The organism is Bizionia hallyeonensis (assembly GCF_042657385.1).
GTDB lineage: Bacteria > Bacteroidota > Bacteroidia > Flavobacteriales > Flavobacteriaceae > Algorimicrobium > Algorimicrobium hallyeonense.
In genome coordinates this window covers 1-11,777 of sequence record NZ_JBHSLA010000003.1, presented here as the reverse complement: position 1 = coordinate 11,777, position 11,777 = coordinate 1, and the positions used below count along the sequence as shown (strand labels likewise).

Genomic DNA, 11,777 nt, shown 5'->3' with positions numbered 1-11,777 from the left:
GTACTTTTATATGGAGTCAAAAGATTATTTAAAAGACATTACCGAAATTAAAAACCTGATGAATAAGTCGTCCAGGTTTATTTCATTGAGTGGTTTATCAGGCATTCTTGCAGGAATTTATGCGCTTATAGGTTCAGCAGTTGCCTATTGGTTGGTAATGAAGTATAGTAATGGCACACTTATTTTAGATGGTTATATTTTTAAAATCGTGATGATCGATTTGTTTCTCATTGCCTTCTTAAGCATAGTTACCGGTATTTTCTTAACCACTAGAAAAGCCAAAAAACATGGCGAAAAAATTTGGGATGGGACTTCCAGACGATTAGTAATAAACTTTTTAATCCCTCTTATTGCAGGCGGTTTGTATATTCTGATAATTTTAGGGCAACAAAAATATGGTCAAACAGGTGCTTTAATGCTTATTTTTTATGGATTAGCATTAATTAACGCTTCCAAATATAGTATTGGTGATATTCGCTATTTAGGTTTTATACAAATTATTTTAGGCCTAATTTGCGCGTTATTTCCTGGATACGGATTTTGGCTTTGGGTATTAGGTTTCGGGATTATGCATATTATTTATGGTACGTGGATGCATTTTAAATATGATAGAAATCCAACGTTGAATAATTAGAATAAAATTTGATTCGCGCGAAAGCGGGAAACATTATGAGCATTATAAACAACATAAATAAAGTATTTGATCATAGAATCCGCTTAGGCATCATGTCTGTTCTGATGGTGAATGAATATGCCGATTTTAATATGCTGAAAGAACTTCTAGGAGCTACCGATGGCAATTTAGCAAGCCATACCAAAGCCTTGGAAAAAGCTGAATACATTTCAGTAGAAAAACAATTTATTGCTAGAAAACCAAATACGCGCTATGCCACAACTAAATTGGGCAGATCCGAATTTAAAAAGCATATTGAAGCCCTTGAAAAATTAATTAATAAAACCTAAAATTTTGAATACGCTCAATTAGAGCTATTTTTTTATAATTCTACTTTGTAATTCAAAGTACTTTAAACTCAAACACATGGACCATACAAACAAACCGCAACAGAACAAATTTGGAAACTGGATTAAAACATCCATAACAGCTAGAATGCTTATGGTAGGCTTCTTGGTAATCATTCTACTAATTCCGTTAGCATTTATTAATGATTTAATTTCAGAACGCTCCAGAAGGCAACAAGACGTTGTTCATGAAATTAATGACAAATGGGGAAATAATGTAATGGTTTTCGGGCCTATTTTAAAACTGCCTTATAAAACCTATTCGGAAACAAAAACCTACAACGAAAAAACTAAAACCTATTTAACAGAAACCAAAACGGAAATTAACTACGCCTATATATTTCCCGAAAGTTTACAAGCAGAAGCCGATGTGAATTCTAAAACATTAAAACGCGGAAACTTTGAATCGGCTGTTTATACAACCAATATGAATTTTAGTGGTCATTATATAAAACCGCAACTCCAACTTAAAGACATCAAAGACGCTGATATAATTTGGGATAAAGCCAGCATCATTATAAAAACCTCCAATTTAAAAGGCATTAAAAACGAAGTGAATCTGAAGCTAAATGATAGCAGTTATAAATTTGAAACCAATTTTACCGATAACGCCAACCACTATGCTGGAAATTTAGACGAATTAGAATCCGGATTTTTAAAGGAAAAAGATGTTCCAAAGTCCGAAGCTATTTCATTTAGTTTTAGCATGGCCTTTAATGGCAGTCAGGATCTTCAAATTATTCCTATTGGAAAAACAACCACTATGACAATGGCATCCAATTGGGCAGATCCCAGTTTTATTGGTAATTTCCTACCTAATGATGAAACGAAGGCCATTTCAAAAGACGGTTTTGAAGCGCAATGGAAAATACTTCATATTAATCGTGCTTTTTCGCAACAGTATTTAAACCAAGTTCCAAATTTGAACCAATATGCGTTTGGCACCAAATTTATGGTCATGGTAGATGAGTATCAAAAAAGTGAACGTTCTGCCAAGTATGGGTTTTTAGTAATTGGATTAACGTTTTTAGTATTCTTCTTAATTCAAACATTAAGCAAAATAAGCATCCATCCGTTTCAATATTTAATGATTGGCTTGGCATTAACCATGTTCTACACATTATTAGTATCTATTTCAGAACACAGCAACTTTTTAAAAGCCTATTTAGTTGCAGGTATTTCGGTTATTATGCTGATTACTATCTATTCAAAATCCATATTAAAAACCATGAAGTTCCCCTTATTTATTGCTTTATCCCTAACGGCTTTATACACGTTTATATATGTGATTATTCAATTAGAAAATTACGCGCTTTTAGTTGGCAGTATTGGGCTGTTTTTAATTTTAGCAAGCGTCATGTTTGTCTCCAGAAAAATAGATTGGAATAACGATTAAGTTTGGTTGATAGTGCTAACCTCATTCGGCATATTCAATATAAAGAATCAGGTTTTTAAAAAAAAATAACAATGAAAGGATTACAAAACTTCGGAAAAATGACCGCTTTAATTAGCTTTGGAATAGGAACGTCCATATTCGCACTCTATTTATATTTTGGCGAACCTAGTTTCCCAATTCACTTGGGGTTCGTATTTATTATAATTGCGTTCATTATAAATATAACCATCCTCACCGTATTAATTGGTTCTGCTATTTTAAACCCTAAAAATCGATTAGAATCTCTAAAAACTTGCGCCATTATGTTGTTGAATATTCCTGTCGTCATATTATATTTCTACATCGTTTTCCCTTTCCTATTCTAAATAATACGACTCATGAAACTACACTTCAATAGAATATATTTCTTAGGCTTCGTTATATTATTCATAATCGAAGGACTCATTGCTTACTTTTTAAAAACAGGCTTTATTCGTCATACCTTTGGTGATTTTCTCATCGTGATTCTACTCTACTGTTTTGCGAAAAGTTTTATAAATGCCAAACCAATCCCTGTCGCTTTTGCTGTGCTTTTATTCGCTTTCATAATTGAATTTTTACAACTAGGAAACCTATTAGAACATTTAAAACTACAGAACAATACCTTCGCTATACTTATTTTAGGAAGCACGTTTCATGTATCAGATTTAATAGCTTACACCTTGGGAATAGTTACTGTTTTAATTTTTGAACTTAAACTGAAGACATTATGAATACTTTAAAAACACTAGTACTAAAGCGCTTTAAAATCTTATCGCTACTCACGATTTCTATGGGGTTTAGTGTGCTTTTATTACTGATACGAATGAAAATTACACATTCCTTCTTTTTCATTTTTTTGGTATGGAACCTGTTTTTAGCTGCAATTCCTTACGCTATCACCACATATTTAGTGAGTAAACCTAAACTTTCCAAATTCACCCTATTAATGAGTGGCATAATTTGGCTGTTGTTTCTACCAAATGCACCATATATTATTACAGATTTATTGCACTTAAAAATTAGTTCCAACAACTTATTATGGCTTGATGTTTTAATAGTCACATCATTCGCTTATAATGGGTTAATTCTATTTTTTCTTTCCCTATTCGATATGCGAAAATTACTTTTAAAACATGTAAGGAAGTCTATTGTTACATATAGTTTTCCCATTATATTTCTTTTAACAGGATTTGGAATTTATTTAGGTCGGTTTTTAAGATATAATTCTTGGGAAATACTCAATAAGCCGTTTCATCTTTTAGATGATTGCTTGGATATTTTATTACAACCAAATCATCATGCAGAAGCTTGGTTATTTACTCTAACATTTGCCGCTTTTCTGGGAATTGGTTTTAAGATGTTTTCAGCATTTCAGAAGACCATAAACAGTTAAACTTCCCGATTCTTCTCCTGAATTTTTCGCACAATATTGGCGGCCATATTTCTAGGTATAAAGCGTGGTAAGGTTCCTAAAATTTTATTAATGCCTCCAGGAATTGCAACGCATTTCCCTTTCATCATGCATTTGTATCCATAAGCAGCTACCGCTTGGGCACTCGCCATATTAAAGGTGATTTTGTTTTCAGAACAATCATTAGCAACCACTTGCTGAAATGATGTTTTGGTGGGCCCTGGACACAGGGCTGTTACCGTTACTCCAGTTCCTTTAAGTTCGTTAGAAATGGCTTCTGAAAACGATAAAATATACCCCTTGGTGGCATAATATAAACACATTAAAGGACCAGGCTGAAAGGCTGCCAATGACGACAAGTTTAATATTTTTCCGGAACCTCTTTTAACCATACCTTCCACCACTAATTTCGTTAAGTGTGTCGTGGTTAAAACATGTAAATTTAGCATTTGAGATTGGCGTTCCCAATCCACTTCATGAAACGCTCCAAAACACCCAAAACCTGCATTATTAACTAAAGCATCAATTTCTGTATTGCCTAATTCCGACATTATTTCTGAAGATATATTGATTTGACTTAAATCTTTTGCCATAATCTTCACATCAACAGAAAATGATTTTTCTATATCATGTTTTGCTTCTTCAAGCTTTTCAGAATTTATATCTACGAGAACCAGATTATAATCATCTTTGGCAAATAAAAGTGCCAATTCAAATCCCAAACCTGATGCGCCTCCAGTTATTAATGCTGTTTTAATCATACGCTTAAAAAGTTATTTTCCATCAACATAATCCTGCAGGTAAGCAAAACGCTTGGTTAATTTTCCGTCATTAGTAATCCGAGCACGTTTTAAAATACCGCGTTCATCATCGTTGAAAAAAGCAGGAATTACGTGTTCCAAAAACATTTCACCAAAACCTTCACTAGCATCTTTCGGTAATTCGCAAGGCAAATTATCAACTGCCATAACGGTTATGGCATTTTTAGCATCAAAAGCCACTTCACTTTCTGCTTTCGCATCATAACCATAAAATGGATCTGCAATAGTTGATGCTCTTAAGGTTGATGCTACAGGACCATCCACATCACAGCTAATATCAGCAACATACTTTATTTTAAAATCTGGATGCTTGGCGTCGTCTCTTGTAAATAAATACGGCGCATTGTTTCCATAAAAATGACCAGCAATAAAGAAATCTGTTACTTTAGCATAGGCCATAAAATTACTTTCGTAACCCGTTGGGTCTTTATAAAATTCTTGCTTAAAGCCTACTTTACCATCTTTGCGTTTATTGTATTCCATAACATCGGCCATGCAATAAACAGGCTCCGAGAAGGTGCTGGTAATGTACAAAGCATCACTAACTTCTTTAATTTTTAAATGATCAAGAATTTCTTTAGCACCTTGTGCTACTTTACCAGTTCCTGTCAGCAAAATTTTTATGTTAGGGATGGTTATTTTATCTAATTCTGCTTTTACAGCATCCAAATCAGCCAAGGTTTCCACTTTAGGCAAAGTAAATAAACCGTTACGCAAACCTAACATACGGAATCCGTTGTAAGCACCTACTAAACCCGCATAACGACCAAAACCAATAAGTCGCGATCCTGTTTGACGAACAATAGTTTCATGATCATACATAGAAATATTATTATCCAACATTGCCAAAAGAAGCTTTCTATTGTACGGCTGTTTTTTAATGGTATGCGAAAAGAAGAAGTATTTTTTATTAGGAATTAAATATTCAACCGGCACTTCCTTAACGCCTAACATAACATCGCAATTGCTCACATCATCGGTTACGGTAAATCCAAGTGCTTTGTATGCTGAATCTGGAAAAATTCGAATATCGCTAGACTCCACAATAAATTCTGCTTTTGGGAATTTCTCTCGTGCTTCGGCTAATTTTTCTGGTGAAAATACCACACGTCTATCTGGTGGATTTTTTCGTTCTTTTATTATGGCAAATTTCATGAATACGCATATATTATATTTTCGTTAACCAAGCCCAATATGTTCATGAAAACGAAAAACGTTTTATTACTTTAACTGACACATGCGCCGAATATAACTTTGGTACATGTTTTGCACGAAAATACATGGAATTCGATTGTTGCACAACTTTTTTTTGGTAACTTCGCTTTCCTTTTGAGAAATCTTTTAAAAATGATTTTTTTTGAAATAGATTCCCGAAGTAAAATGGGGATAAATTAAAGGATACAAAAGTAATTTTGCTGAAGAGATCCCAAATTATGTTTGGGATAATTCAATCACGCAAAAGTAAATTTTGTTATTTCATTAAATGGGGTCGACTGGTTTTGACAGCGAGATCACTCATTTGGTAAGCACGTCGTGTAATGACTTTGAAACACGTAAAAGGCTAGGTCACACTTTTAAACGGCGAGAATAACTACGCTTTAGCTGCGTAATCTGAATTATAGTAAGATTGTGCTAGTTCCTACTAGGTAGGAAGGCTAAATGTCTCCTGAAAGCCTTGATTAACGGCGTTCTATTAGAGGCATCGTAAAAGTTAATATAGCATACATAGCGCTTTGATGTGTATGTGAAACTCAAAAAGATAAGGTGTTAGTAGGTTGTCTTTAACCAGCTAACACACGAAAACCCAAGAAAAGAATAAACGTGTAGAAAGCCCTTTGATGGCTTGTTTGGACGAGGGTTCGATTCCCTCCGACTCCACTTTAAACCCTGTAATTCATTGATTTACAGGGTTTTATTTTTTTAGTTGACAATTCAGTTGACAATTTGTTTTGGTTGTTTTAAGGTTTTTTAAACTTAAAAAAGCTTCAATCCATTACAGGTCTTAATAAAAAACCCGATTAAATTATAATTAAAATTACGTAGATCTACGTATATCTAATTTGGGTTTAAATAAGTTATATTTACATAATGGAGATATAGACAATTGTCTATATCCAATTGTTGTAAGTAATGCGAAAATCGAGCTAAAATTTAACATTTGAACTAAAAACGCCAACGCGCAAACAGCACATTTATTTTTTTACCAAAGCGAAAATCCAACGCTCAAAAAAAATAAAAGAGCTGTTTTTTTTCCACGCTCAAATCCAATTATCCAATTAAAATTTATAAATTTGACCAACTTTGTCAAGACTAATAAAAAAAAGACAAAATGGAACAAATCGGAATAATTATCAGAGCGGAAAGAGAAAAACGGAATCTACTATTAAGAGAAGCTTCTGCTCTACTTGAAATTGACCAAGCCATTTTAAGCAAGATTGAAAGAAACGAAAGAAAAGCAACTAAAGAACAAATCTTAAAGTTTTCGGAAACTTATAATCTTGATAAAGAATACCTATTAGTTAATTGGTTAAGTGATAAGATTTACAAAAATTTAGAAAACGAAGAACACGCTTTAAAAGCATTAAAAGTGGCTGAACAAAAAATAAAGTATGGCAATAAATAAAACATTTACTTCTGCAAAACAAGAATTTGATGCAAAGTTTGAAAACAGCAAAGAATTTGAATGCTTTTTACCAGAGCATTTGACATTCGACAAAAAAAATTCAATTAAGAATAAGGCTGGAAATAAAAATGAAGAATATTATAAATGGCAATTTCTGTATGGAATTGTTTATTCTGGAATGTTCGCAAAAGACTTTATTGGAACAGAAGTAAACCTTCCAAAAGGTAATAAAAGTTCTGCTGCATTAAAACTTGACGGAGCAATTTTTGATGATGCAAATTGGTTTGATTATTACCAAAAATATCATATAGAAAAAGATGCAGATGCTTTGGATTGGCTTCGAGAACACTTATTAGTTTCAATAGAATTTAAAAAAGAAGATAGTAAAGATGTAGAAACTGTTTGGAACAAACAGTTAAAAGCATATTTAAAAGAAAGTGAAAGAGAATTTAGTCTTGGGCTTTTATACGATACAGAAAGACTTTATCTTTTTAGAAAACATAATGGTAAAACTGTAAGATATAGTGATGAATTTAATTTAAAAGGCGAAAAAAGTACAACTAAAGAGTTAAGCTTACATCTTCCAGACCCATATTTAAACCTACCTAATTTTGACCAATTAATTGAGTGGACAAATCCAAAACATTTAGACCGTTCAAAAAGACAAAATACAGATTTAGATATTATTTCAGGTGTTCAATCAACGCAAATTAATGATGCAATGTCTTCCATTCTTCGAACAATGGACAAACAGGGAATGGTAAATCAAAAAGGGTTTGAAATTTTAATTCAAATTCTTTCGCTAAAAATATTTGACGAAAAAGAAAACGAAAAAAGACCAAAAAGGTATTTAGACTTTTATGTTACAAACGAAGAAAAAACATATCAAACGTTAGCAGACATTGACTTACAAACATTTATAAAACGTATAAATGACTTAAGAGAAGATGCTTCTGGAACATATTATAGAATTCTAAAAGACAACCCTTTAAACGTCAAAAATGAGAACCACATAAAAGTATTAATAGAGGTTGTAAATCAATTTCAAGATTATTCTTTTGTTCGCTCTCACAAAACTGACCTTTATCAATTGGTATTTTACAAGTTTGCGACACCTTTTGCCAAAGATTCAAATGCACAATTTGTTACACCACTTCCATTAATTGACTTTTTAGTAAATATTGTAAATCCAAGAAACGGAGAAACCGTAATTGACCCAACAGTAGGAATTGCTGATTTTCTTTCAGTTTCTTACGTCAATTCAAATAGTAAATTAGACGACAACAATATTTTTGGTTTAGACATTGACGAACAAATGGTAATGTTAGCAACTTTAAATATGCTTTTGAATGGAGATGGAAATGCAAAAATCAAGGCAAAACCAGGTTATGGTTCTCTACTTACAAAGTTTGATAACAAAGGAGATTTAATTGAGCTAATTCCATCAATGAATAAAAATGGAAATTGGGATAATAGACCAGATGATAGAAAAATAAAGAAATTTGATGTTGTATTAACAAATCCACCTTTTGGAGACGACAGAGCATACGAACCAAAAGACCAAAAAGATAAGGAAGTTATAGAATGTTACGAACTTTGGGATGCTTATGGTGGAAAGAAGATAGATTTAGGAGTAGTTTTTCTTGAAAATTCTTATCAAATTTTAAAAGAAAATGGTAGAATGGGAATCGTACTTTCTAACTCAATTGCTTCAATTGATTCGCATAAAAGAACAAGAGAATGGTTAATGAATAAAATGCGTATTGTTGCAATATTTGACTTACCTGCTAATGTTTTTGCAGAAACTGGTGTTAATACATCAATAATTGTAGCATACAAACCAAACCCAAAAGAATTAGAAAAGCTAAAAGAAAAAAATTATGAAGTCTTTTTCAAAGACATTCAAAAAGTGGGTTACGAAGTAAAAACAAAAAAAAGAGTAAAATACTTCGAACAAACTTATAAAATAGATTTTGAAACATTTGAAACAAAGATTGACAAAGAAGGTCGTGTTCTTTTAGATGAAGATTTTACAGAAACAGTTAGTAAGTTTAAAAGTTGGTGTAATTCACAGGAAAAAGCTGTTCAAGATTTATTTATAAAAGCAAAATAATATGAACATTAAATACAACGACATAATTGAAAATGATTTTATACTTTCAAACGATTCGTTTAAATGGATAGAATTTAATAAGAAGATTGACTTACTAAAATCAAAATACCCAAATCTTTTAAGAAAATTCACTTCTTTCGATGGTTATGCTTTTCCATCTCGTGAATATGTTACTAAACACACAGGTTTAGAAAAAAAAACTAAACTGATTCAAATAAGTAATGTAAACGATACAGAATGGTTAGTTACTGAAGGTCAAAAATTTGAGTTTTTACCAAACACATTTTTGGAAAATAAAAAAAGGTATTTATTGAATGAAGATTACATATTAATTTCTTTAACAGGTGGCTCTGATTTAGAAAAGGATATTTCATCTTATTTTGACAATTCATTCCAAGCTTTTTTAAATCAACGTGTTAGTGCTTTTAAATCCATAACTAATAAAGACAGAGACTTATATTTTTATTTTTATGGATTCACTAAATCACTGTTTTTTAAGGAACAATGGTTAGGTCGTGGTGGAATTCAAAAAAATACTGGAGCTAAAGAAAGGAAAAACACTTATATCCCAGAATTAACAAATTCTAAAATAATTAAATATGTTTCACTACTAACACAATCCATAATAAATAAGGAAAAACTAATTAGAGATAGACACGATAATATCTTAAAATTAATAGACAACGAATTAATTAATAATCAAAAACCTAATAGCTATAGATTTAAATATCCAACATTCAATGAATTAAATGATATTGGGCGAATGGATACTAATTTATATAGAGAAGAATTTAAAAAAATTGACTTTTCTATCAAAAATTATAGTAATGGTTTCCAATCAATCTTTGATTTAGGTTTTAGTTTATCGAGAGGTCAAAATTTACAAGTTTTCAATATTGGTAAAAGTGTTTATTCTAATAGTTACTACGAAGGTTTTTATACACTTATGTTACCTAAACACTTATCAAAATATGGTACTGTTCACACAAAAGCATTTATTGGAAATGGTAAAGAATTAAAAACACTTAAGCAAGGAGATTTAATATTTGGAGCAGAAGGATTTGAAAAAGGAAGGTCAATTGTAATAGTTGAAGAAAAAGACAGAACAATTACAAACATTCACGGTATTACAATTCAACAAGAAGAAAAGAATTTAACCAAAGCAATTTTTGTAAAATGCTTTTTAGATTATTTAAGAGACAATGAAATAATCGATTTGTTTGCTGTTGGAGGAAATGGTGGAAGTTTAGCTCAAAAATATTGGCATTATATACCTTTTCCAAAATTTGATGAGACTAAACAAAAAGAGCTTGCAAAGCTATATTATAATCCAAAAACTGAAATTGATTTTGATAATGCAACTTTAGAAAACTATTTAGAATTAGATAATACTTTTAATGAAAAAGCTGGAATTTATGAATTAGATAAATCAGCTAAAGAATTGAAAGAGCGTTTAAATGAAGTGATTGACAAAATTGTGAATGACGAAAATATTGAAATAACATTTAGCGGAATTGCCAACGCTTAAAGCCATACACATTTGCAATTCACTATAGCCATACACAAGCCCAAAATTGCAAAAGAGTATGTCTTGCCAACGTTCACATTTGAAACAAATAAGAAACATCGGAAAACCAAGCAGAACGTGAAAAGCACTACTTACAACAACGTGTATAAAACATAGCTATTATAGGCTTTTCGAGAGGTTTTTGTATATTTACAAAGTACGCCAAATTTTTTATTTGGTTATATTTAAAAAAGAAAATTAAACATAAAAATAAAAAATTCGGCTCGTGCTAAATCCGAAAAGTTAGCGTTAATTTATACGCTACGTTTCATACACAAGACCGTTGGCAATAATACTGACCCGTCCTAAAATAAGGCTACATAATTCAAAACAATTATGTATAAAAATGACAAAGTAATTAGACGGTACAGTGAACCTTTCAAATTAAAAATTTTAGCCGAACTTACAACGGGAAAACACACAAAAAGCGAACTGTGCAAACTCTATTCCATTGCACCTACAACGGTCAATGAATGGATCAAAAAGTATAATCGTAAAGACTTAATGAACACCAGAGTAAAAGTGGAAACAAAAGACGAAATATCTAGAATTAAAGCACTTCAAAAAGAAGTTGAACAGCTTAAAAAACTACTACTTAAAAAGGATCTGGATGCCATGGTATTGGATTCTTACCTGGAAGTAGCTGCTGAAGATCTTGGCTATAAATCGGTTAATGAACTAAAAAAAAAGTTAAGTATAAAGCCTTAATAAAAGCTAAAGAGAAATCTAGGGGATTTGCTTCGTTAACAACTATAACCCGTTGTTTTGGACTTAAACGTGATGCGTATTATAAATACAAATCTCG

12 protein-coding genes and 1 other RNA gene are annotated in these 11,777 nt (G+C 31.6%); 11 read left to right on the top strand and 2 right to left on the bottom strand.

Going from position 1 to position 11,777, the window contains the following annotated elements:
* Nucleotides 1-10: 10 nt before the first annotated feature.
* From ACFPH8_RS08100 to ACFPH8_RS08075, 6 genes are all read left to right on the top strand, one after another.
* Entirely contained in the window at nt 11-634 is a 624-nt protein-coding gene (locus tag ACFPH8_RS08100; protein WP_248395276.1) for a hypothetical protein, read from the top strand.
* Nucleotides 635-669: 35 nt separating this feature from the next.
* Nucleotides 670-963, top strand: a complete 294-nt coding sequence (locus ACFPH8_RS08095) for a winged helix-turn-helix domain-containing protein (RefSeq protein WP_066250966.1) — start codon at nt 670-672, stop codon at nt 961-963.
* Between the two features lie 76 nt (nt 964-1,039).
* Nucleotides 1,040-2,416, top strand: a complete 1,377-nt coding sequence (creD, locus tag ACFPH8_RS08090; RefSeq protein WP_376860015.1) for a cell envelope integrity protein CreD — start codon at nt 1,040-1,042, stop codon at nt 2,414-2,416.
* A 71-nt stretch (nt 2,417-2,487) separates the two neighbouring features.
* Nucleotides 2,488-2,781, top strand: coding sequence for a hypothetical protein (locus tag ACFPH8_RS08085; RefSeq protein ID WP_376860013.1), 294 nt, complete (start codon nt 2,488-2,490; stop codon nt 2,779-2,781).
* 12 nt (nt 2,782-2,793) lie between these two features.
* The gene (locus tag ACFPH8_RS08080) at nt 2,794-3,168 is read left to right on the top strand and encodes a ribosomal maturation YjgA family protein (protein ID WP_376860011.1); all 375 of its coding nucleotides are present in this window, start codon (nt 2,794-2,796) and stop codon (nt 3,166-3,168) included.
* Nucleotides 3,165-3,830, top strand: coding sequence for a DUF1361 domain-containing protein (locus tag ACFPH8_RS08075; RefSeq protein WP_248395281.1), 666 nt, complete (start codon nt 3,165-3,167; stop codon nt 3,828-3,830). The genes ACFPH8_RS08080 and ACFPH8_RS08075 overlap by 4 nt, the downstream gene beginning before the upstream one ends.
* On the opposite strand, the gene ACFPH8_RS08070 is transcribed toward ACFPH8_RS08075, so the two are convergent.
* On the bottom strand, nt 3,827-4,609 hold the full coding sequence (locus ACFPH8_RS08070) for an SDR family NAD(P)-dependent oxidoreductase (protein WP_248395282.1): 783 nt from the start codon (nt 4,607-4,609) through the stop codon (nt 3,827-3,829). The two genes, ACFPH8_RS08075 and ACFPH8_RS08070, sit on opposite strands and share 4 nt — an antisense overlap.
* A 12-nt stretch (nt 4,610-4,621) precedes the next feature.
* On the bottom strand, nt 4,622-5,824 hold the full coding sequence (locus tag ACFPH8_RS08065; protein ID WP_376860008.1) for an NAD(P)-dependent oxidoreductase: 1,203 nt from the start codon (nt 5,822-5,824) through the stop codon (nt 4,622-4,624).
* Nucleotides 5,825-6,154: 330 nt separating this feature from the next.
* On the opposite strand from ACFPH8_RS08065, the gene ssrA reads away from it, so the two are divergent.
* The 5 genes from ssrA to ACFPH8_RS08040 all read left to right on the top strand — a co-directional run bounded on the left by ssrA (nt 6,155) and on the right by ACFPH8_RS08040 (nt 11,680).
* Nucleotides 6,155-6,550, top strand: a transfer-messenger RNA (tmRNA) gene (gene ssrA, locus ACFPH8_RS08060).
* Between the two features lie 448 nt (nt 6,551-6,998).
* Nucleotides 6,999-7,292 carry a helix-turn-helix domain-containing protein gene (locus tag ACFPH8_RS08055; RefSeq protein WP_376860006.1) on the top strand — a complete coding sequence of 98 codons (294 nt, stop codon included), beginning with the start codon at nt 6,999-7,001 and terminating at the stop codon, nt 7,290-7,292.
* Nucleotides 7,279-9,405 carry an HsdM family class I SAM-dependent methyltransferase gene (locus ACFPH8_RS08050; protein ID WP_376860004.1) on the top strand — a complete coding sequence of 709 codons (2,127 nt, stop codon included), beginning with the start codon at nt 7,279-7,281 and terminating at the stop codon, nt 9,403-9,405. Before ACFPH8_RS08055 ends, ACFPH8_RS08050 begins: the two co-directional genes overlap by 14 nt.
* 1 nt (nt 9,406) lies before the next feature.
* Entirely contained in the window at nt 9,407-10,933 is a 1,527-nt protein-coding gene (locus ACFPH8_RS08045) for a restriction endonuclease subunit S domain-containing protein (protein ID WP_376860002.1), read from the top strand.
* A 375-nt stretch (nt 10,934-11,308) separates the two neighbouring features.
* On the top strand, nt 11,309-11,680 hold the full coding sequence (locus tag ACFPH8_RS08040; RefSeq protein ID WP_376860000.1) for a transposase: 372 nt from the start codon (nt 11,309-11,311) through the stop codon (nt 11,678-11,680).
* Nucleotides 11,681-11,777 lie beyond the last annotated feature (97 nt).

Bases quoted from the DNA above. Each gene is read 5' to 3' on its own strand.
- ACFPH8_RS08100 (WP_248395276.1), top strand. From the start codon at position 11: ATGGAGTCAAAAGATTATTTAAAAGACATTACCGAAATTAAAAACCTG.
- ACFPH8_RS08095 (WP_066250966.1), top strand. From the start codon at position 670: ATGAGCATTATAAACAACATAAATAAAGTATTTGATCATAGAATCCGC.
- creD (WP_376860015.1), top strand. From the start codon at position 1,040: ATGGACCATACAAACAAACCGCAACAGAACAAATTTGGAAACTGGATT.
- ACFPH8_RS08085 (WP_376860013.1), top strand. From the start codon at position 2,488: ATGAAAGGATTACAAAACTTCGGAAAAATGACCGCTTTAATTAGCTTT.
- ACFPH8_RS08080 (WP_376860011.1), top strand. From the start codon at position 2,794: ATGAAACTACACTTCAATAGAATATATTTCTTAGGCTTCGTTATATTA.
- ACFPH8_RS08075 (WP_248395281.1), top strand. From the start codon at position 3,165: ATGAATACTTTAAAAACACTAGTACTAAAGCGCTTTAAAATCTTATCG.
- ACFPH8_RS08070 (WP_248395282.1), bottom strand. From the start codon at position 4,609: ATGATTAAAACAGCATTAATAACTGGAGGCGCATCAGGTTTGGGATTT.
- ACFPH8_RS08065 (WP_376860008.1), bottom strand. From the start codon at position 5,824: ATGAAATTTGCCATAATAAAAGAACGAAAAAATCCACCAGATAGACGT.
- ACFPH8_RS08055 (WP_376860006.1), top strand. From the start codon at position 6,999: ATGGAACAAATCGGAATAATTATCAGAGCGGAAAGAGAAAAACGGAAT.
- ACFPH8_RS08050 (WP_376860004.1), top strand. From the start codon at position 7,279: ATGGCAATAAATAAAACATTTACTTCTGCAAAACAAGAATTTGATGCA.
- ACFPH8_RS08045 (WP_376860002.1), top strand. From the start codon at position 9,407: ATGAACATTAAATACAACGACATAATTGAAAATGATTTTATACTTTCA.
- ACFPH8_RS08040 (WP_376860000.1), top strand. From the start codon at position 11,309: ATGTATAAAAATGACAAAGTAATTAGACGGTACAGTGAACCTTTCAAA.